Origin of the sequence: Natronosalvus amylolyticus, from assembly GCF_024298845.1 — an archaeon.
Lineage (GTDB): Archaea > Halobacteriota > Halobacteria > Halobacteriales > Natrialbaceae > Natronosalvus > Natronosalvus amylolyticus.
This window is the reverse complement of sequence record NZ_CP101156.1, coordinates 2,198,122-2,217,059: the sequence shown is the minus strand read 5'-3', so window position 1 is coordinate 2,217,059 and position 18,938 is coordinate 2,198,122. Positions and strand designations below refer to the sequence as shown.

The 18,938-nt window shown below is 61.1% G+C and carries 19 protein-coding genes; 8 read left to right on the top strand and 11 right to left on the bottom strand.

Features of this window, described 5'->3' with window-relative positions:
• The first annotated feature begins 140 nt into the window (after positions 1-140).
• Both NLK60_RS10525 and NLK60_RS10520 read left to right on the top strand, forming a co-directional pair.
• On the top strand, positions 141-470 hold the full coding sequence (locus NLK60_RS10525) for a DUF7130 family rubredoxin-like protein (RefSeq protein WP_254807749.1): 330 nt from the start codon (positions 141-143) through the stop codon (positions 468-470).
• Between the two features lie 140 nt (positions 471-610).
• A complete protein-coding gene (locus NLK60_RS10520) occupies positions 611-1,510 on the top strand; it encodes a ketopantoate reductase family protein (protein WP_254807748.1) in 900 nt (299 codons plus the stop codon).
• A gap of 37 nt (positions 1,511-1,547) precedes the next feature.
• Here NLK60_RS10520 and NLK60_RS10515 read toward each other — a convergent pair whose 3' ends face one another.
• Positions 1,548-1,898, bottom strand: a complete 351-nt coding sequence (locus NLK60_RS10515) for a NifU family protein (protein ID WP_254807747.1) — start codon at positions 1,896-1,898, stop codon at positions 1,548-1,550.
• A gap of 77 nt (positions 1,899-1,975) precedes the next feature.
• A complete protein-coding gene (locus NLK60_RS10510) occupies positions 1,976-2,287 on the bottom strand; it encodes a DUF5783 family protein (RefSeq protein WP_254807746.1) in 312 nt (103 codons plus the stop codon).
• A gap of 134 nt (positions 2,288-2,421) precedes the next feature.
• Here NLK60_RS10510 and NLK60_RS10505 point away from each other — a divergent pair, with 134 nt between their 5' ends.
• Positions 2,422-2,805 carry a hypothetical protein gene (locus tag NLK60_RS10505; protein ID WP_254807745.1) on the top strand — a complete coding sequence of 128 codons (384 nt, stop codon included), beginning with the start codon at positions 2,422-2,424 and terminating at the stop codon, positions 2,803-2,805.
• A 1,330-nt stretch (positions 2,806-4,135) separates the two neighbouring features.
• Here the strand turns inward: NLK60_RS10505 and NLK60_RS10500 are convergent.
• From NLK60_RS10500 to recJ, 3 genes are all read right to left on the bottom strand, one after another.
• On the bottom strand, positions 4,136-4,750 hold the full coding sequence (locus NLK60_RS10500; RefSeq protein WP_484555219.1) for a hypothetical protein: 615 nt from the start codon (positions 4,748-4,750) through the stop codon (positions 4,136-4,138).
• Positions 4,740-5,066 (bottom strand): DUF8065 family protein, encoded by a 327-nt coding sequence (locus tag NLK60_RS10495; protein WP_254807743.1) that lies wholly within the window; start codon positions 5,064-5,066, stop codon positions 4,740-4,742. The genes NLK60_RS10500 and NLK60_RS10495 overlap by 11 nt, the downstream gene beginning before the upstream one ends.
• 358 nt (positions 5,067-5,424) lie before the next feature.
• Entirely contained in the window at positions 5,425-6,921 is a 1,497-nt protein-coding gene (gene recJ / locus NLK60_RS10490) for a RecJ family nuclease (protein ID WP_254807742.1), read from the bottom strand.
• A gap of 470 nt (positions 6,922-7,391) precedes the next feature.
• On the opposite strand from recJ, the gene NLK60_RS10485 reads away from it, so the two are divergent.
• Positions 7,392-7,841: a DUF7979 domain-containing protein gene (locus NLK60_RS10485; protein WP_254807741.1), complete on the top strand. Its 450-nt coding sequence runs from the start codon at positions 7,392-7,394 to the stop codon at positions 7,839-7,841.
• 207 nt (positions 7,842-8,048) lie between these two features.
• Here the strand turns inward: NLK60_RS10485 and NLK60_RS10480 are convergent, their stop codons facing one another.
• The 5 genes from NLK60_RS10480 to NLK60_RS10460 all read right to left on the bottom strand — a co-directional run bounded on the left by NLK60_RS10480 (position 8,049) and on the right by NLK60_RS10460 (position 12,830).
• Positions 8,049-8,825, bottom strand: a complete 777-nt coding sequence (locus NLK60_RS10480; protein WP_254807740.1) for a uroporphyrinogen-III synthase — start codon at positions 8,823-8,825, stop codon at positions 8,049-8,051.
• Between the two features lie 3 nt (positions 8,826-8,828).
• The gene (cobA, locus tag NLK60_RS10475; RefSeq protein ID WP_254807739.1) at positions 8,829-9,653 is read right to left on the bottom strand and encodes a uroporphyrinogen-III C-methyltransferase; all 825 of its coding nucleotides are present in this window, start codon (positions 9,651-9,653) and stop codon (positions 8,829-8,831) included.
• The gene (hemC, locus tag NLK60_RS10470; RefSeq protein WP_254807738.1) at positions 9,650-10,768 is read right to left on the bottom strand and encodes a hydroxymethylbilane synthase; all 1,119 of its coding nucleotides are present in this window, start codon (positions 10,766-10,768) and stop codon (positions 9,650-9,652) included. The genes cobA and hemC overlap by 4 nt, the downstream gene beginning before the upstream one ends.
• 210 nt (positions 10,769-10,978) lie before the next feature.
• Positions 10,979-11,920: a metallophosphoesterase family protein gene (locus tag NLK60_RS10465; protein WP_254807737.1), complete on the bottom strand. Its 942-nt coding sequence runs from the start codon at positions 11,918-11,920 to the stop codon at positions 10,979-10,981.
• A 124-nt stretch (positions 11,921-12,044) separates the two neighbouring features.
• Complete coding sequence (locus NLK60_RS10460; protein WP_254807736.1) at positions 12,045-12,830, bottom strand: ABC transporter permease; 786 nt, start codon at positions 12,828-12,830, stop codon at positions 12,045-12,047.
• A gap of 181 nt (positions 12,831-13,011) precedes the next feature.
• Between NLK60_RS10460 and larE the strand changes: the two genes are divergently transcribed.
• The gene (gene larE / locus NLK60_RS10455) at positions 13,012-13,902 is read left to right on the top strand and encodes an ATP-dependent sacrificial sulfur transferase LarE (RefSeq protein WP_254807735.1); all 891 of its coding nucleotides are present in this window, start codon (positions 13,012-13,014) and stop codon (positions 13,900-13,902) included.
• Positions 13,903-13,947: 45 nt separating this feature from the next.
• Here larE and NLK60_RS10450 read toward each other — a convergent pair whose 3' ends face one another.
• Positions 13,948-15,294 carry a carboxylate--amine ligase gene (locus NLK60_RS10450; RefSeq protein ID WP_254807734.1) on the bottom strand — a complete coding sequence of 449 codons (1,347 nt, stop codon included), beginning with the start codon at positions 15,292-15,294 and terminating at the stop codon, positions 13,948-13,950.
• A 197-nt stretch (positions 15,295-15,491) separates the two neighbouring features.
• Between NLK60_RS10450 and NLK60_RS10445 the strand changes: the two genes are divergently transcribed.
• The 3 genes from NLK60_RS10445 (at position 15,492) to uvrB (ending at position 18,904) form a co-directional block, all read left to right on the top strand.
• On the top strand, positions 15,492-15,956 hold the full coding sequence (locus NLK60_RS10445; protein ID WP_254807733.1) for a nuclear transport factor 2 family protein: 465 nt from the start codon (positions 15,492-15,494) through the stop codon (positions 15,954-15,956).
• A gap of 96 nt (positions 15,957-16,052) precedes the next feature.
• Positions 16,053-16,718, top strand: a complete 666-nt coding sequence (locus NLK60_RS10440) for a hypothetical protein (RefSeq protein ID WP_254807732.1) — start codon at positions 16,053-16,055, stop codon at positions 16,716-16,718.
• 128 nt (positions 16,719-16,846) lie between these two features.
• The gene (gene uvrB / locus NLK60_RS10435; RefSeq protein ID WP_254807731.1) at positions 16,847-18,904 is read left to right on the top strand and encodes an excinuclease ABC subunit UvrB; all 2,058 of its coding nucleotides are present in this window, start codon (positions 16,847-16,849) and stop codon (positions 18,902-18,904) included.
• Positions 18,905-18,938: the final 34 nt, after the last annotated feature.

The window sequence follows — 18,938 nt, the reverse complement described above, 5'->3', positions numbered from 1 at the left end:
CCTGGGTGACCGCCTGCCCTCCCCCGGTGAGCGGTCGTTCGCTAAAGGCGAACGTCCGCTCACGGCCGTACGTTCTGGCTCTCTCACCTGTCGCTTTCTCGCGTCGTAGTTTTATCTCCCTGCTCGTGGGAGTCGCGCGTATGGGTGAAACACCGCTACGAAACGGCGAGGAGTCCGCTGTGGAGGCCGTTCACGAGGTCCAGTTCGGAGAGACCGTTTACGACGAGGAGGGCACGAAACTCGGCACAATCCGCGGGATCGACCGTGGTGGCTTCTTCGTCACCACGCGCGAGGGCGTCGAGTCAATGAGCATCGAACACGCTCGAGCGGGCCACGAGTTCGGCGAAGCGGAGCTGATGTGGCGCTGTATCGACTGTGGCGAGATGGGCGCGATCGCGGACGGGCTTCCCGAGACGTGTCCCAACTGTGGAACGGCCAAAGAAAACCTGACGTACTGGACCGAAGACTGACGCAGCACGCGCTATTCTGTATCGCATTATTTGATTTATTGGTGGCTCCCGATGTTCCTTCTTTCCGGGCGCTATCTGTGGGTCTCGGCTTCCCTGCCCGGGAGGAAAACGGTTTTATCGATACGACTGAACCACTGCTCATGGAAATCGTCGTCTTCGGTGCCGGCAGTCTCGGCAGTCTGATCGGCGGGGTGTTAGCGACCGAACACGACGTCACGCTCGTGGCTCGAGAGTCCCACGCTCGAGCCATCGAACGCACCGGCCTCAAACTCGAGGGTGCCCTCGAGACGACAGTACACCCTGAGGCTGTCACCGACGGCCACGGGCTCGCGGCCGACCTGGCGATTGTCACGGTCAAGGCATTCGATACCGAACACGCGGCCAAAACGCTCACGACCGGGTCGTTTGAGGCAGTGCTCTCGCTCCAGAACGGAATGGGCAACGAGGAAGCGCTCGCTCAACACCTCGAGGCACCCGTGCTGGCGGGGACGGCAACGTACGGTGCCTTGCTGACCGAACCCGGGACCGTCCGCTGTACGGGTCTCGGCGAGATCCTCCTTGGCCCTCGAAACGGGGGCTCATCGCCGGTCGCTGAGCGGGTTGGAGTCGCATTCGACGCTGCTGGCCTCGAGACGACGGTCTCGGCGTCGATGCCACGCCGTCTCTGGGAGAAACTCGCGGTTAACGCGGGTGTCAACCCGATTACGGCGCTTGCGGACGTCCCGAACGGGGCGGTCCTCGAGGCACCCGCTCGTGAACTCGCCCGCGCCTGTGCCCGAGAAACCGCGCGTACGGCCAGGGCACACGACGTATCGCTCTCGAATCGGGTGGCACTCGAGTCACTCGAGTCAGTTGCGCGGGCGACGGCGAAAAACACGTCCTCGATGCGCCAGGACGTCCACGCCGGTCGACGGACCGAAATCGGCGCGATAAACGGCTACGTTTGTGTGAAAGCCGAAACGACAGGGCTCGAGGTGCCGACGAACCGGTTGCTTGTGGCGTTGCTCGAGACGTGGGAACGAGAAAACACGTCCGAGTGAATCGGGCCGAGTGACCCGTGGAACTCTCGATGTTTTTTTAGAAGGGAGCCTGTGGACCTTCGTCGTCGCCACCGTCGTCGACGGTTTCGCCGGGGAACGATGGGCTCATACCGCCGCCCGCGCCGCCGTCCATGCCGGTGCCGGCGTGGACTTTGGTGATCTCGGGAATCTCTTTGACCATGCGGCTTTTGATCGCTTGAATCGTCATCGGGGAGATGCCACAGCCGCTGCAGGCACCGCCAAGCTGGATGTGGACTTCGCCGGTTTCGCGGTCGATGTCCTGGATGGCCGCACTGCCGCCGTGCATCTGGATCTGTGGAAAGTTCCGTCGCAGGAAGTTCGCCACGCGCTCTTCGAGGTCGTCTCCCTCTTGGGTCTCCGTGCTCATACAAGCGTGTTGGGCGTCGTGCTCCCTAAAGCTTCCGTCGTCGATGTTCGTCACATTGGACTCTCTCGATGGTCCGACTAGATGTTGAACACGCGCTCGAGTTCGGTCTCGATTGCCTCGATGTGGGCCTCGAGGACGGTTTCGAATTGCTCTTCCTCGACGACGACGCCCGTGATCCGGTCGTAGGGATCGTCTGGAAGCTCGATTCGAAACTCGCCGTCCTCGTAGAAGGGCTCGCTCTCGTTCAACACCTGCTGGTCGATGGCGTGGACCAGCGTCGAATCGTACTGTTCGTTGATTCGGTTGAACGCGTTCTTGTAGGCTTGTTGTAACTCGGGGAAGTAATGGACGTACTTGTCCTCGAACTTTTCGGGGTCGAAGGTAGCCATATGGGGACGATGGCGTCTCGAGGCTAAAAATCGGGCGATAGGCTCTCGGCGGTCGATACTCGAGTAGGAACTCCATACAGGGTTGCGTACGCAAGCCGAACCCCTTCATCCAGGGGTGGCGACTCCATCAGTGCATGACCCTCGATCACCACCCAATCCCCCAGGAAGCGCTTCCGCCGGGATGGGGGCCGGTTGACGTGAGAGACGAGCGACTCGTCTACCGGCAGCGTCAACCGCCACTCGAGCTGATCGCCGAACGCGACATTCCCGACCGCGCCCACCCATCGCTGGGCATCGGCCGCTGCTGGGAACTACGGTGTCGCCACCGCATCGGCGAACTCTCGATCACCGAACAGATCGGTCACGTTCCGACCAAACGCGGCGCCATCGACGGTTTACTCGATTGTATGCACACGCTTACAGACCGTCTCGAGGCGAGCTACGGCCCGATCGAACTCCAAAGCGTCCTCGACGATGTCTCACTCCGGGATGCGGTTCCCGATTATCCGCGAGAGTGAATCGACCGGTTTGGTATATCAGAATCTGGTTTATCTCTTATTCGATTCGTTCCACTGAATGAACGCTCTATAGGCTTTCAGAGACTTCTCGAGCCCGAATCGGGTTTCGATTGGCCATCAACGCTTGTGAATTCACCAGAGTCTGTGTGTCACAGAATAGTTTACAGCGATCAGTTGGTCTGTGAACTCGTCCTCAAAAATTATCTCCATATGAGGAGGCGACAGTTCGTTGCAGCTGGCTGCTGTTCTGTTTGTGGACGTAGTGCTGGCTGCCTCACTGAAGACGATTCTGGGCCTGTCTCTGAGGTTGGTCTCCTAGAAATTCGCAACGATCAATGGGATAGGGGTCACGAGTTTTTGGTTCAAATTGAGCGTGAAGCGGAAACCGTGTTCGAAGAGACACACCAACTCGAAGCAGCCGACTCAGGCGAATCTGGCGTTGTCCTCGAAGACCCCGTCGAACCGGGGGCACTTACCGTCCGGGTTGCGGTTGCTGACCACTCTGTGACTGTGAATACACACGACCTCGTTACGGACGATCGAACCTGTATTCGGTTACAATTCTGTCTGGGGTCTGAAACACTGCATAGCGAATATCAGCTGTACAATCGATGTGAGTGACACGCCACGGAGGTCCGAACTCGAGACCTTCACGGGCATTAGTGTTCATCCAAACGGTAGTTGCACTCTCTGTACTGTTCGTTTCCAGCGCCTGAGGGAAACGTTCCCGTTCGCGATCGCGTAAGTGGTTTCTGGCAACTCGAGTGTATTTCTCGAGCGTACTCCGGTTTCCCGGCTGTAAGCGGTGCTTACGCGCCTGGGCAACAAATAACGGCTCTCGACAGTCGTCACGCATAAACTCCATATTGCAATATAAAATACGACGTCCCTGGTGATCACTATAGTAGCTAGTGAAAGTCATTGCACCCTCTCACAAGCGGGCGTCGCGGTCGGTGTGTCAATCGTTTCACTGGCTACTATAGTTTCACAAGAAATTAGATTGGAGAACACCTCTACCAGATTAATACGACACTATACCGCTGAATACATCCGGCGGAGTTCGATTAGAACATCAGTGAGTAGCGAAAATACGGAGGAACGGCGAAAATCAGTCGTTGTTGAAAGTGTTTCCACTCACCAGAAGCGGTCCCAGAAGGAAAAAAATAGTCGGGAGGATCCAACCCGACGTACTCCTTCGCAATCGTCAAGAACAGGTCGGCAGTCACCAGCGGCTTGTACTTGAATTTGGATTCCGACTGCAACTCCAGCTTTACAATTCGTTGCGCTACATCCTTCACCTGTACTGATTTGATGGACACGATTTGTCGGATCAGCTTGGTGGAAGAACATCATCATATTCGCCGTCAAGGATTTTGGAACAATCAACGGGGATACTAGTCCACGCGTTCTTCACAACCTCGTACCCGGTCCATCCTTCTGTCCGAATCATCTCCACGGTTGCCTCGCAGAATTCAGGCTTTGAGATGAGGTCGTTGTCAAGCAGGATGTAGAGGAGATACGGTGGTCCGACAACATCAATGTCGTACGCGTTATCGTCAATGAGACGCCGAATTGACCGTCTCGCAGCCGAGTCAAGAATCGTTACGATCTGATATGAAGAAGCATGCTCAGAAAGTTCTTGCTTGAGCGATTGCTCGCCTGCGTCTGGTCCATGCGGGCGGGGAACGACAGTTACGCACGACCACGGCGACGAATCCTCGTCTATATGTTCAAGAACACGTTGGCTTCCTTGCTTCAAGTAGTGCTCACGGCTGCCCTCAGGCGGATATTTGTTGGACCTGACGTGGTTTTCAAGTTCGTGTTTGCAGATGTTTGTCGTTGTAAGATGGATCGCTTCTTTCATTCGTTCCCACTGAGTGGTGTTCGAAACCGCGATCAAGGAACTCGTATCGGCCAGTATCGCGTGGCGAGTGTCACTCGCCATCTCTGCCCGTCAGGAATTCAGACGTGTCTCGCTCCATAGCTGCCTCGAACGACTCTTTCTCTTCATCCATCTTATCGAGTTTCTCACCGAGGAGGACTCGGGCCACGTCCTCACCGATATCACCGCGGCTGTATCGTTCGTACACTGCGATCTTGTCCTGTTCATCTAATGACTGTCGAAGCATTTCGACCAGGCCGACGCGGGCGAGTTCGCTCACGTTGACGCCACCGATGTGGATCTCATCGAGGAGTTCCGCGGCCTCTTTCTCGGCTCCGACACGGAACTGAATCGTCTTGTCGTAGCTTGATCCGCTCATACATTGACGTTCGACGGGGAGGTGCATATATGTTATGACGTGTACCTACTTGTCAATACATATCGTCAGGGATGTAGTACTACCGTTCAGGCCTCTCTCACAAGGGGTGCGATATGAGTTAGGAACTGTGGAGATTATGATCTAATGAAATGAGCGAAAACTATAGTAGCCAGTGAAACGATCGACACACCGACCGCGACGCCGTCTTGCGAGAGGGTGTGCAATGACTTTCACTGGCTACTATTGTGAACTCGTCCGGCGTCTGTCGTACTTGGCTCGAGTGAAGATGACGCTCGTGGCTGTGAAAACTCACCACTCCCAGTGACGACGAATGGATCCGACAGACCGGAAAAACTGCCTACGACAGTTGCTCGCCGACGATTTCGTCGGCTCGCTCGAGAAACGCTTCCTCTTTTCCCCTGGGAACGGTGGCGCCGGCAGCCACGTCGTGACCGCCGCCGTCACCGCCGACGGCTCGAGAGGCCTCGCCGACGACGACCGAGAGATCCAGTCCCTGCCTGACCAGCGAGTGGGTGCCTCGAGCGGAGACTTTGACCTCCTCGTCGTTTTTGTTGGCAAAGGCGAGGATCGGGAGGCGAGCGCTGATGCCGGCGTTGCCGACGGCCATGCCGGCGACGATGCCGACGATGGTTTCGCGGATACGGTCGCCCGCGTGGAACCACTGGAGGTTGTCTTCTTTCGTCACGCCTTCCTCTGTGACGAGGTCGATCCCGTTCGAGAGGTTACGTCGGTGCTCGCGAAGCAACTGTCGGGCGCGCTCGAGCGCACCATCCCGGTCGCCGAGACAGACGCCGAGGCCGACGTCGGCGCGTTCGTAGCGCGCGGTGGCGTTGAGCAGCGTCGAAAACTCGCTCGCGTCCCGGAGTTCGGTCCCGAGGGGTTCGGTGGCGAGAGCGTAGCTGGTTCCCACGAGGTCGTCGATTTTGTGGGCGGGCACACCGCTGGTGACGGCTTTCTGGACCAGCGCGCTCGCGACCGTCTGTTTCTCCTCGCTCGTGAGGTCGACCCAGCAGCGCCACTCGCCGTCCTCGCGTAATTCGAGGTCCAGTCCGTCGAGGAATCGAAGCGCGCCGTTCTGGTCGTTCGAAATCCCCGGAATCCGAACGTCGCTGGCGTACTCGAGCAGTTTTGGCAGGGGACGGGTCTGCTTGCCGTACAGTGCCAGATCGGTCGCCGTCTCGAGGACCCCTGCCTCGAGACCCTCCTCGACGATGTTGGCGTTCGCGCCGTGGAGTTCACCGCCCGAAGCCTGCATGTCCCCGACGGCACCCACGACGGCGAGGCCGGCCAGGTCGCGGTTGTCGGCACGCGGTGGGTTTCCGGTAGGGGTGAGTGTCGTTCCGCCGTCCGTGGTTGCCGCGGGCGATTCTGACGCTGTCTCGTCGTCTGCGGCGACGGCCGCGAGGGCTCGAGCGAGGACGTAACTCGCGCCTGCCCCGGAGAGCTCCGACGCGCCGTTGATGCCGAACAGCAGGGGGTTCAGGTGGTAGGTCGTCTCGGCGTCTGCGGGCTGGTGGTGGTCAGCGATGACGGGGGTGAACGCGCCCTCGGCCTCGTGTTCGGCGATGATATCGAGCTGGCCGCTGCCGAAGTCCGTGAAGAGGACGGTGTCGTAGTCGGTGTCGGCGATGGCGGCGATCGCGTCGGCGTCGAGCTGTTTCTCGAAGACGGTTTCGAAGGGCAGGCCCGCGCGCTCGAGGGCGCTGGCGGCGATGGCGGCGCTCGTCAGCCCGTCGGCATCGATGTGAGAGGCCAGGAGGACGCGCTCGCTGTCGTAGAGGTACTCCGCACAAGCGGTCGCGCATTCCTCGAGTGCCGGGATCGGGCCTGCCATGGATACCTGTCGCTTGGGTCGGCTTCGCGTATAAACCTGCGGCTAATCGATTGGCGTTCCGTCGCGAGCACACCGGATGCTCGAGTAGTGATCATGTCCTGGAGCACTCACTCGAGCAACGCGTTCCGCGAATACGCCGAAAGCCCCTTCCGGCCTCGAGTCGGGGGGCTCGCTGCGGTCCTCGAGCACCCTCGCTTCGCTCGGTTCCTCTGCGGTCCTTTCCTCGCCCGCCTTCCCCGAGGCCGGAAGCCCCTTTCATTCCCGCCCGGATGGCTTGAGGCGGCCGCTATCGCCCGTGGTTGGACTAGAAGCCATTGGGAGTGGTCGTGGGCGATGCTGTCATCACTTACTACTGAGAGGATGTCATATAATTATTCTCTCTTTTTGTATATTGCTATCAGAAATCCTCAGTGCAGACCACCTAAGTATCATTCCGGAAAAGATTATATGCAATATTCACAATTATCAACATGATGAAACTGAGTTGGGTTCACTTCGCAATATTCTTTCTTGGGTTGATATTCATTATTGCAAGTATCATCAGCGGGCTTGCTGCAGTCGAATACATGATTTTCCACGAAGAGAGTGCTGAAGACGTGGGAGATGTCTCCGAAGAGATTGACAGATACGGATTGGTGCAGTACGCAGAGCTATCAGAAACACAGAAACAAATCGTCGATGGGGCGATCGAGGGCGAACAATATTGGTTCGATGATGATGACAACGAAGCCATTGCATGGGGCAATGGACGCGTTATATCTCAAGACGGCCAGTACCATGTGATTCCCCGAGACACAATAGTCAACTGGACTAGTACAACAGGACTTCTGGCGCTTGCACTGGGAATTGGAGGAGTCCTCCTCATAATCGAAGTAATTCGTCGGCATCATTTCCCCCACTATCACCCTTTCACTGATTGAGAGACATCAATCACCGTTACGTAAGCATCCGCATGTAGCGGCTTATTCCCCGTGAATGCAGTTGAAATCAATCTTGTGGGGAGTATTCTATGACACCATTAGTGAATTACCACGGGTCGGGTGACCCGTGGAATTCTGCTTGTTACCGTTTAAAATAATTTCAAATGATACTCAATACATAGTAATTTACTACAAGAACGATACCATTCACTCGTGGTACGTCGGCGCGGCCGCTTCCACCGTCTCACACGCCAGCGTCTCGAAGGTGGCCTCGCTCGAGACGAGGTCGACCTCGAGGCCGTGCGCTCGAGCAGTCTCTGCCGTCGGCTCGCCGATGACGCCGACCGTCGCGTCCTCGAGGCCGGCCAGGGCGTCCTCCCGAACGCCTCGGACCTCGGCGGCCTCGAGCCAGTGTTCGACGGTGAGCGAGGAGGTAAAGCAGGCGGCATCCAGTTTCCCTGCGGCGGCGAGTGCGACCGACTCGCCGCTTTCAGGTGGGCGCACGAGGCGGTACAGGATTGTCTCGTGCAGGTACGCCCCCGCTGCTTCGAGGCCCTCGAGCAAGACGGGACTGCCGTGGTCGCTTCGGGCGACTTCGACGCGAGCGCCGTCGACCGCTTCCTCGAGTTCGGCCACCAGGCCACTCGAGGTGTACTCCTCGGGAACGATATCGACGTCGTAACCGGCGGCCTCGAGCGAGTCGGCGGTTTTCGGGCCGATAGCACAGACGGTCGCGTCCCCGGGCTCCCATCGCTTTCTCTCGCCGTCTGTCGGGGCGTTCGCTCCCTCGGCGGCCACGAGTTCGACGCCGGTCTTGCTCGTCAGAATGACGTAATCGGCATCGGTTCTCGGGACCGCATCGGTCGGCTCGACGGCCAGCATGGGGTCTGGAACGGCTGTCGCTCCCAGTGAGTCGATGAGTTCGACGGCGTCCTCGAGGCGTTCGTCGTCGGGTCGGAAGACGGCGACGGTGAGATCACGCATGGGTCACACCTCGAACTCGGTCGGCTCGCCGTCGTACTCGTTTCCGAGGAACTCGAGCACGCGTTCTCTCGTCGCGGCGACGTCCCCGATGACGGTCACCGCGGGTGGCGAGATGTCGGCTTCGTCGCGGGCGTCGACGATGGTCTCGAGGGTGCCCGTCGCGACACGCTGGCCGGGCCAGGTGCCGCGTTCGATCAGGGCCACGGGCGTTTCGGGGTTCATACCGGCCTCGAGCAACGCAGCCGTGTAATCGGGGAGACGGCCGACGCCCATCAGGACGACGATGGTGCCGCCCGTGGCCGCCAGCGCGCCCCAGTCGACGGCGGATTCTTCCTTGGTTGGGTCCTCGTGCCCGGTGACGAACGAGACCGAGGAAGCGTGGTCGCGGTGAGTGACGGGAATCCCGGCGACTGCAGGCGCGGCAATCGCGGAGGTGACGGCTGGCACGACCTCGAAGGGCACGCCGTGTTCGGCCAGATACTCGGCTTCCTCGCCCCCGCGTCCGAAGACGAACGGGTCGCCGCCTTTCAGCCGGGCAACGTCTTTCCCCTCGCGGGCGAGGTCGACCAGCCGTTGGTTGATCTCGGTCTGAGAGGTTCGCTCACCGCCGGCGCGTTTGCCGACGTCTTCGGCGTCTTCGGGCAGCGAGTCGATGATCTTCGGCCCCGGAAGCTTGTCGTGTAACACGACGTCACACGTCTCGAGCAGTCGTGTGGCTTTCACGGTCATGAGTTCGGGGTCGCCGGGGCCGCTCCCGATGAGGTAGACGGTGCCGACTGCTGGCTCCTCCGCATCGCCTGCGGCTGGTGGTGTCGTTTCCTCGCTCATTCGTCGGCCTCTCGAGCGGCGTCGATCAACTCGGCGGCACCACGTTCGGCCAGCTCCTGTGCGAACTCGCGGGCGGCTTTGGCGTGTCGGCCGACGGGGAGGTCCTTGCTCCCGATGACCGACTTCTCGCCGGCCCCGTCGAACACCTGGACGGACGCGTGGACGTGCTCGCCCTGAACGATGGCGTAGATGCCTATTGGGGCGATACAGCCGCCGCCGAGTTCGGCCAGAATCGTCCGTTCGACGGTCGTCTCGACCCGCGTCCGGGGATGGTCGAGCACCTCGTTGAGTTCGCGAGCGGTATCGCCGTCGAGTGCGGTCACCGCGAGCGCACCCTGGCCGGGGGCCGGCACGAACTGCTTTGTGGGCAGGCGCTCGTACTCGACGTACTCGTCCAGGCCGCTGCGCGCGAGTCCAGCCTCGGCCAGCACGAGGGCATCGTACTCAGTGTCGATATCTCGATCGAGCGCGCGTCGCTCGAGGTCACTGAGGCTCGCGTGCCAGTCGTCGACGGTGATGGGGTTCTCGTCGTCCTTTTCGTCTTCGTCGTCGTAATCGGGTTTGTAGCTCCCTGTGTCGCCCTTTCGTTTCTTATCGGCTTCCCGACGCTCCTCGAGTTCGGCCTGCAACGCCGGGGCCAGCACCTTCTCGAGTCGGGTGTCGACGTTCCCTCGAATTGGCTCGACCGTGAGGTCTGAACGCTGGGCGAGTAACTGCGCGCGTCGGCGGAGGCTCGAGGTGCCGACGACAGCTCCCTCGGGGAGGTCCTCGAAACTCGTTCCGTCGGGGGTGACGAGCACGTCACCGGGCGGGCCGCGCTCTGGAACCCCGGCGGTCACGAGGTCGGTCGGCTGTTCGGTCGGCATGTCCTTCATCGAGTGGACGGCGGCGTCGACCTCGCCATCCAGGACGCGCTCGTCGAGTTCGCGGACGAACGCGCCTGTCTTGCCAAGTTGATGAATCAACTCGTCTCGTATCTGGTCACCCGTCGTCTCGACGGTCTCGAGTTCGACCTCGTAGCGGCGATTCTCGAGGGCCTCGCCCACGAGCGCCGCCTGTCGTTGGGCGAGTGTCGACCCTCGCGTCGCCAGCGTGACCGTCCCCTTGGTTCTCATATCCAGTACTGCGAGCCTCGAGTATGAAAAGCGCACGTTCTCGACTGGCCGGCCGCTCGAGTGAGGCGGTGTCAGTTCACCTTGATGATCGGGTTCAAAATCAGTCTTCCCCGATACTATTGAAGTAATTGTCTTTACTATCGCATCGATACAAACACCGATTCCGGACTCTCGAGGCACTCGTGTTGGTTTTTGGCGCCCCTCGAGCACCTACCGCTGTTCCTCGAACTCGTCTACCAGCGGATACGTCGCGCCCTGGGCCGCAGACAGCAACACGCGGTCTTTCTCGTAGCCGTGGGCGATGGACTCGACCATTCCGTCGCCGTCAGTGAGGGGTAACTGACGGATGACGGTACCCTCGGGGCCGACCTCGAGCACGAGCAGCGCGTGGGGAAACGAGGAGACGGCCGGGACGGTCAACTCCCTGACGCCGTCGCCGTCTTCGATAGCCGGAAAGTGCAAGTGGCCGGTGATGACGAGGGCGACGTCGTGATCGCGCAGTATCTCGAGCAACGGTTCGGGGTTGGTGAATCCTGGCACTTCGTCCATGACCGGAAGGACCTCACCCCATCGTTCGTACAGCGCGCCGGTCGCTGGCAGGTTGTGGTGGATGGTGACGACGGTTTCGTCCGCATCCGTCTGCTCGAGCGTTTCGTCCAGCCACACGATCGTTTCGGCGTCGACGCGCCCGGCCCAGCTTTCGGCTGGCGACCCCGGCCGGGCGGCGTGGCTATCGAGGCCGATGAGTTCGAGTCCGCCCACTCGAACCCGAAACGGGAGGCCACCGGGCGTGTATCGCGCCTCGAAATCCGAAACGGGGAGCGACTCCGTCTGGTCGAAAGTGGTCGGCTGGTCGTGATTGCCAGGGACGGCGACGGTCGGCGGGCCGAACCGTGCCAGTTCGTCGAAACGGTCGAACTCGACCGGCCTGCCGTTTCGCGTCAGGTCGCCCGCGATCACGACGCCATCGATATCGCGCTCGTTGACGCAGTCGACGGCGGCCTGGAGGTGGCGTTCGGTCCGGTGAAACACTTTCCAGGTCCCGGTTGCGTCGGTCGCGAGGTGAATATCGGAACACACCGCGAGACGTGTCCGTTCTGGGCTTGTCGGTCGCTCGAGGCGAGCCAGTACCTGCCCGGCGTGGAGCGTCATCGGTACTGGATGCCGACGGCGAGCAGCGACATAACGTTCGTCCCGGTATCGCCTCCGTTCATCCCGGTATCGTCTCCGTTCGTCTCAGTTTCGTGTCCGACGAAAATGCGATCGTCGCGGCTGGTCAGACGACTCCCGTGATGAAGGCCAATCCCATGAGTACCAGGACAGTGGCGGTGAGGGCTGGCAAATACGGCGTGTAACGCTCGACGGTTTCTCGATGGCGCTCGTAGCCGGCGATCAACAGCAAGGTCGGGGCGATGATAGCGCCGATGACTGCCAGCGAATAAATTAGCATCAACTCGAGGCAGCGGTCGGTGCCGATGCAGATGGCGAGAATCTGGATGGGTTCTTCGTGGGCGAACCCGAGCACGAGTGCGGTGGTTCCGAGGGTGAAGAGGCCGCGCTCGGCGTGTGACTCGTCGAGGTGCGTGTGTCCGTGATCGTCGTGGTGGCTGTGGTCGTCGTTGCCGTGTTCGTTGCTATGTTGGTTGGCGTGGCTGTGGTCGTCGTGCGTGTGTCCGTGGTCGTCATGCTGGTGGCTGTGGCCGTCGTGGCCGTGATTGCCTCCGTCTTCATCGACGTGTTCATCGTCGTGCTCGTGAACGTGTCCGTGTCCACCGTACCGATACTCGTAGACGCCGAGTCCGATCAACAGCGTCCCAGCGACGTATTTCAGCCAGGGCCCCTCGGCGAACGATGCGAATCCGCTCACCCAGAAGTACGCGAGCACCAGCACGACGCTGCTCACGAGGTGGCCGATACCCAGAATCGACGCGGCCAGAAAGCCGTGGAAAAATCGCCGGGGGCGCTCGAGTGCGTAGGTCGCAGCGATCGGCCAGCCGTGGTCGGGCAACACGCCGTGAATCAGCCCGATGAGAACCACGCCGGCGACCACACTCCACTCCATACGCGATAGTGCGGATACGGGACATAAACTCCTTGGGAAGTCGTTCTCGTCTCGAGGACGGAAACAGCGTACTGATCTGCCCGTGACAAGATACAGCATACTGGCTCGCCCGTGATAAGATACAGGGTACTGGCCCGCCCGTGACAACGTGCTTTTGCCCGTCGACCCCAAACCGGGGTGTATGACGACGCTCGAGGCCAAACGAGAAGGTGCACTCACGGATCTCGCCGAACACGACGGCGTGCTGGTCGCCTTCTCCGGCGGCGTCGATTCCAGTACGGTTGCTGCCCTCGCCGCGGAGGCACTTGGCGAGGACGCAGTGGCCTGTACCGCAAAGAGCGAGACGCTGCCCGAGGCCGAACTCGAGGATGCAAAGCGGGTCGCCGAGGAAATCGGTATTCGTCACGAAATCGTCGAATTCTCCGAACTCGACAGCGACGCGTTCATCGCCAACGACGAGGACCGGTGTTATCACTGCCGGACGATGCGCCTGGGGAAGATGCTCGAGAAAGCGCGCGAACTCGGGATCGAAACCGTCTGTGACGGGACGAACGCTGACGACCCCGGCGCTGGGCATCGGCCGGGGCTCCAGGCGGTCGAAGAACTCGAGATCCACTCCCCGCTGCTCGCCCACGATTTCTCGAAAGCGGAGGTTCGGGGACTCGCCGACGAATACGGCCTCTCCGTCGCGGACAAGCCCTCGATGGCGTGTCTCTCCTCTCGCATTCCGACGGGGTTGGCGGTGACAGAAGAACGCCTGACCCGCGTCGAGCAGGCCGAAGCCCTCGTTCGACAGTGGGGCTTCGAGGGCTTTCGGGTACGCGACCACGACGGCCTCGCTCGTATCGAGGTGGCTCCCGAGGACCTCGAGGACGCCCTGGATCCGGCGTTCGTCGAGTCGATTCGTGACCCGCTCGCCGACCTCGGTTTCGACCACGTAACCCTCGATTTACACGGCTACCGAACCGGCAGCGTCAGCCCCGGCGGCGGACTCGAGGAAGACTCGAGTGACGACGACCCACTGGTTGCCGACGTGTTCAGTGCGGAGTATCCGCGAGCTGATGGCTCGTGAATCGGAGACTCCGACTGCAAAAACCGTCCTGTCCTGTTCACTCCCTCAACTCGTCTTCGTCCGACCGGTCGCCTCCTCGAGCGGGCCCGCCGTCGACTCGATGCCGTCGGTACTGCCCTCGAGCGAATGGTCGGTTTCAGGTTCGTCCTCGTCGAGGATCGATTGTGCCTGCTCGGCCAGCGCCGATTTCACGAAGGTGACGCCGTCTCTGAGGAACGGCCAATAGTCGTCGGCGACGGCGTAATCGAATCGCGGCTCACTGACTATCGAGGTCGCGACATCGGCGAGTGCCGTCGTGAATGCCGGTCGCTCGACGAGCGGGAAGTCGTCGGCGAGAACGCTGTGCAGGTGACAGGCTTCCCCTCGCAGGAGGTGGCCGCCGATATCGACTTTGTAACTCGAGTTGGCGGTCACCGGCTCCCCGGTCGCTAGCTGCCAGTAATACAGCGGGAAGTCGACGCCGGCACGGACGGTAAACGGCAGGGACGACCAGAATCGAGGATTTATCTCCATCAGTTTGAACTCGCCTGTCTCGGGGTCGCGCAGGAACTCGACCATCGCCAGCCCGTGCCACTCGAGTTCGTCGAGCAGGGCGAGGCCGGCGGCCTCGAGTTCGGGGATGTCGACCGATTCGCGATAGGAACTGGGGCCGCCGCTGTACTTGTAGCCGCGTTTCTGGCAGTGCTGGAAGGTCGCGACCGGCTCGCCGTGGTCATACAGGGCGAAAAAGCCGTACTCTCGCGAGTCGGGGACGTACGCCTGTGCGAGCGGGACGTGGCCCCAGTCGTTGAGCATGGACTCGACGGCTGGCGGGGTGCCGGGTTCGTGATAGACCGTCGACCCGATGTCGCTCAGGTCGGCGTCAGCGCCGAGATACTCGGGTGCGGCGACGGTGTATCGTGGCTTGATGATCATCTCGCGATCCCAGTCGTCCCACTCGTCGAGCAGGCGGGTATCGGGTGCGCCAACGCCGGCAGCTTCGGCTGCGGCGAACAGTTCGACCCGGTCTTGAACGCGACGTAGCGTGTCGAAGTCGGGGAAGGGAGTGCCGATCTCCTCGGCGAAATCGGCTTTGTTGACAGACAGGGCGTACACGTCCTCCTCGCGAACGGGGATGATCGTCTCGACGTTCGGTCGCGCCGCGAGTGCGAGCAGTGTCTCGCCGTAGGTTTCGAGGTCGCGCCGAGGATCGGGGAGGGTGATGAATCGGTCGCAGTAACTCGAGACGGAGGCGGGGGTCGTCCGATTCTCCGAGCCGACGACGGTTTCGACCCCTCGTGGATTGAGTGACCGGATACAGGCGACCGTGCTGGGGGCGGTGATCCCCGGCACGATGACGCTCGCCCGTTCGGCGCGGGCGTCCCTGGTGCGTTCGTGAGCAGACGGCTGCATGGCCGGACAATTCGACCATCAGGGTATTGTTATAGATTCGCTACCCGCACCAATCCACCGTTTTCGGGCCCGCGGCAAGACGTAGTAGGGCGCTACGGTCACCGAAACGCCGGTAACTGACTACTACCGTTTCGAGATAGTCTCGCGTTCTGATAACCGAACGGGCGATTAAGTGCCTCGCCGGTATGCACTCGCCAATGTCATCCCAATCGTCATCGGACGCAGCCCCACTCGAGGTGGCGTTCGCGTTCTACGCCGCGTGCAACAAGTCCGCAACCGATACGATCACCCGGTTGCTCACCGTCGACGCAACCTGGGTCGACCGGGAGGCTAACGGCTCGAAAACCTATCAGGGACGGTCGGCCGTGCTCGAGCGCACGATGCGTTCGTCCGACGGAGGCGAATCGAATCCACAGATCGTTCCGACGAGTATCGACCGCGTGACCGATGCCGAAATCGTCGTCAGGGGCCGGATTCTCGAGAGCCCGCGGGAAACACCGTTTACCGACCGAATCGACGTCGATGGTGGCCACATCCGGGGGGTCGTTCGTGAGCGTGGAAGCCAACGGTCCGGGCCAGAAACCCACGAAAAGTCGGGGCCGGATACCCACCAACAGTCCAGGTCCCCCACTCGAGGCGAGCGCGGCCACGGCGTCAAATAACGTCGGCCGCCGAAATAGCCGTGTCACCGGGGAACCGGTTCGACCTGCACCAACAGGTGATTATTTACTGCTCGAGCAACGGCGATACGATACTAAATGCAGCGACGAGACTATCTTCGCGCCATCGCGACGCTCTCTGTGCTTACCGCGCTCGCCGGCTGTACCACCGACGATTCGATCGAGGAGAACGACCCGCTCGAGGCGAACGCGGGCGACTTGCTCCTGTCGGAAGCGACACTCGGTGACGATTGGTCACGGACGTTTGCTGACGAGGAATCGGGGGCAGGCGAAACGATCGAAATCGAGCCGGAGGCGGGCCTCGAGCCAATCGTTACGATCGAGGAAACAGTGAGCCGGGAGCGCGCCACCGCCACCTTCGAACACGACGATGGGGTCCAACAGCTCATCTCGACCGCGCTCGTGTACGATTCGATCGAGGATGCCAGAGACGAGTGGGACGACAGCGTGCAGGCGCTCGCCGCCTCGTTCGAGTCCTCGGAACTCGAGGTGGGGACCGAAGCCTACGGACTGAACTCGCTCGAGCCGTTCGTCCTCTTTCGAGACGCAGATGCCATTGGTTTCGTTCGCCACTTCGATGCGGACGCGGCCGAAGACGGTGATGAAGCCGCGGAAAACGAAGATGAGGAGCGAACGGCTGACGATGGTGGGCAGGAATCAACAGACGGAGAGACGTCCGAGTACGTCGCCACGCTCGACACGGCAATCGAGTTCACGGAACTGAAACACGACACCTGGCGGTGACGGCGTTCGAGGGTGGATTTTGGCTCGAAAATCGAAACGGCCCCTGCCCTCGATAGCCGGTCGGTACCCCGCTTCGACGGCCGGAGACGAGCGGCTTACAGTGCTCGAGTCCCTTCCTCGAGACAGCTATGAGTAACGCTCGCGGCCCACTCCAGCCGGACCGACCCGATGCAGCCACCCGGTTTACGGTCGATGCGCCGTTCGAACCGGCGGGTGACCAGCCGGCCGCTATCGAGGCGCTGGCCGACGGCTTCGATGCGGGGATGGACCGCCAGACGCTGCTCGGCGTGACTGGGTCGGGCAAGACCAACACCGTCTCGTGGGTGATCGAGGAGACCCAGCAGCCGACGCTGGTCATCGCTCACAACAAGACGCTGGCGGCCCAGCTCTACGAGGAGTTTCGGAACCTCTTCCCGGACAACGCCGTCGAGTACTTCGTCTCGTATTACGACTACTACCAGCCCGAAGCCTACGTCGAACAGACCGACACCTACATCGACAAGGACGCCTCGATCAACGACGAGATCGACCGCCTTCGCCACTCGGCAACCCGCTCGCTGCTCACCCGTGACGATGTCATCGTCGTCGCCAGCGTCTCTGCTATCTATGGATTGGGTGACCCAAGCAACTACGTCGACATGGCGATGCGACTCGAGGTCGGCGAGGAAGTGGGCCGTGACGAACTGCTGAAACGCCTGGTCGATCTGAACTACGAGCGCAACGATATCGACTTCACGAACGGCACGTTTCGGGTGCGCGGGGACACAATCGAAATCTTCCCCATGTACGGCCGCTACGCCGTCCGCGTCGAGTTCTGGGGCGACGAAATCGACCGGATGCGCAAGGTCGACCCGCTCGAGGGCGACCTCAAATCCGACGAACCCGCCGTCCTGGTCCACCCGGCAGAACACTACTCGCTGCCCGAAGAACGCCTCGAGCAGGCCGTCGAGGAGATTCGCGACGACCTGGACTCTCGTATCTCGTACTTCGAGCGCAAGGGCGACCTGATCGCCGCCCAGCGCATCGAGGAGCGGACGACGTTCGACCTCGAGATGATGCAGGAGACGGGCTACTGTTCGGGCATCGAGAACTACTCGGTGTACCTCGACGACCGCGAATCCGGCGACACGCCGTACACGTTGCTGGATTACTTCCCCGACGACTTTCTGACCGTGGTGGACGAATCTCACGTCACCCTCCCCCAGATCAAGGGCCAACACGCCGGCGACAAGTCCCGGAAGGACTCGCTGGTCGAGAACGGTTTCCGACTGCCGACGGCCTACGACAATCGCCCGCTGACGTTCGAGGAGTTCGAGGAACGTACGGATAACACGCTGTACGTCTCCGCGACGCCGAGTGACTACGAGCAAGATCAAAGTGATCAGATCGTCGAACAGATCGTTCGACCCACCTACCTCGTCGACCCCGAAGTCGAGGTCGCACCGGCGACGGGCCAGGTCGACGACCTCATGGATCGTATCGACGAGCGAATCGAGCGCGACGAACGTACCCTCGTGACGACGCTCACCAAACGGATGGCCGAAGACCTCACGGAGTACCTCGAGGAATCCGGGGTCGACGTCGCCTACATGCACGACGAGACGGACACGCTCGAGCGTCACGAAATCGTTCGCTCCCTTCGACTGGGCGAGATCGACGTGCTGGTCGGGATCAACCTCCTCCGGGAAGGCCTCGACATTCCCGAGGTGAGCCTCGTGGCGATTCTCGACGCCGACCAGGAGGGATTCCTCCGGAGCGAGACGACGCTGGTTCAGACGATGGGACGGGCCGCTCGAAACGTCAACGGCGAGGTCGTCCTCTACGCCGACGAGCCCTCGAACGCGATGGAATCCGCCATCGAGGAGACCCGTCGACGCCGTGAAATCCAGCGCGAGTTCAACGCAGAGCACGGCCACGAACCCATGACCATCGAGAAAGAAGTGGGTGAGACCAATCTTCCGGGCAGCAAGACCGACACCTCGAGTGTCGCCGGCACCGAACTCGAGGACGAAGACGACGCCGCCCGGTACGTCGAGGAACTCGAAGAGCGGATGCAGGAGGCGGCGAGCAACCTCGAGTTCGAACTCGCAGCGGATATCCGTGACCGCTTGCGAGAAGTCCGCGAGGAGTTCGACCTCGCCGGCGAGGCAGACGAGGGCGTTGCGCCACCAGCAGAAGACTTTTGACACGGCGAACCACCCTCCGGTCCGAACGAGAAGC

What these genes read in the sequence shown, in the direction of transcription:
- NLK60_RS10485 (WP_254807741.1), top strand. Translation starts at nt 7,392, where the DNA reads ATGATGAAACTGAGTTGGGTTCACTTCGCAATATTCTTTCTTGGGTTG.
- NLK60_RS10525 (WP_254807749.1), top strand. Translation starts at nt 141, where the DNA reads ATGGGTGAAACACCGCTACGAAACGGCGAGGAGTCCGCTGTGGAGGCC.
- NLK60_RS10505 (WP_254807745.1), top strand. Translation starts at nt 2,422, where the DNA reads ATGACCCTCGATCACCACCCAATCCCCCAGGAAGCGCTTCCGCCGGGA.
- NLK60_RS10465 (WP_254807737.1), bottom strand. Translation starts at nt 11,920, where the DNA reads ATGACGCTCCACGCCGGGCAGGTACTGGCTCGCCTCGAGCGACCGACA.
- NLK60_RS10515 (WP_254807747.1), bottom strand. Translation starts at nt 1,898, where the DNA reads ATGAGCACGGAGACCCAAGAGGGAGACGACCTCGAAGAGCGCGTGGCG.
- NLK60_RS10460 (WP_254807736.1), bottom strand. Translation starts at nt 12,830, where the DNA reads ATGGAGTGGAGTGTGGTCGCCGGCGTGGTTCTCATCGGGCTGATTCAC.
- hemC (WP_254807738.1), bottom strand. Translation starts at nt 10,768, where the DNA reads ATGAGAACCAAGGGGACGGTCACGCTGGCGACGCGAGGGTCGACACTC.
- NLK60_RS10510 (WP_254807746.1), bottom strand. Translation starts at nt 2,287, where the DNA reads ATGGCTACCTTCGACCCCGAAAAGTTCGAGGACAAGTACGTCCATTAC.
- NLK60_RS10450 (WP_254807734.1), bottom strand. Translation starts at nt 15,294, where the DNA reads ATGCAGCCGTCTGCTCACGAACGCACCAGGGACGCCCGCGCCGAACGG.
- uvrB (WP_254807731.1), top strand. Translation starts at nt 16,847, where the DNA reads ATGAGTAACGCTCGCGGCCCACTCCAGCCGGACCGACCCGATGCAGCC.
- recJ (WP_254807742.1), bottom strand. Translation starts at nt 6,921, where the DNA reads ATGGCAGGCCCGATCCCGGCACTCGAGGAATGCGCGACCGCTTGTGCG.
- NLK60_RS10520 (WP_254807748.1), top strand. Translation starts at nt 611, where the DNA reads ATGGAAATCGTCGTCTTCGGTGCCGGCAGTCTCGGCAGTCTGATCGGC.
- NLK60_RS10495 (WP_254807743.1), bottom strand. Translation starts at nt 5,066, where the DNA reads ATGAGCGGATCAAGCTACGACAAGACGATTCAGTTCCGTGTCGGAGCC.
- NLK60_RS10440 (WP_254807732.1), top strand. Translation starts at nt 16,053, where the DNA reads ATGCAGCGACGAGACTATCTTCGCGCCATCGCGACGCTCTCTGTGCTT.
- NLK60_RS10445 (WP_254807733.1), top strand. Translation starts at nt 15,492, where the DNA reads ATGTCATCCCAATCGTCATCGGACGCAGCCCCACTCGAGGTGGCGTTC.
- cobA (WP_254807739.1), bottom strand. Translation starts at nt 9,653, where the DNA reads ATGAGCGAGGAAACGACACCACCAGCCGCAGGCGATGCGGAGGAGCCA.
- NLK60_RS10480 (WP_254807740.1), bottom strand. Translation starts at nt 8,825, where the DNA reads ATGCGTGATCTCACCGTCGCCGTCTTCCGACCCGACGACGAACGCCTC.
- NLK60_RS10500 (WP_484555219.1), bottom strand. Translation starts at nt 4,750, where the DNA reads ATGGCGAGTGACACTCGCCACGCGATACTGGCCGATACGAGTTCCTTG.
- larE (WP_254807735.1), top strand. Translation starts at nt 13,012, where the DNA reads ATGACGACGCTCGAGGCCAAACGAGAAGGTGCACTCACGGATCTCGCC.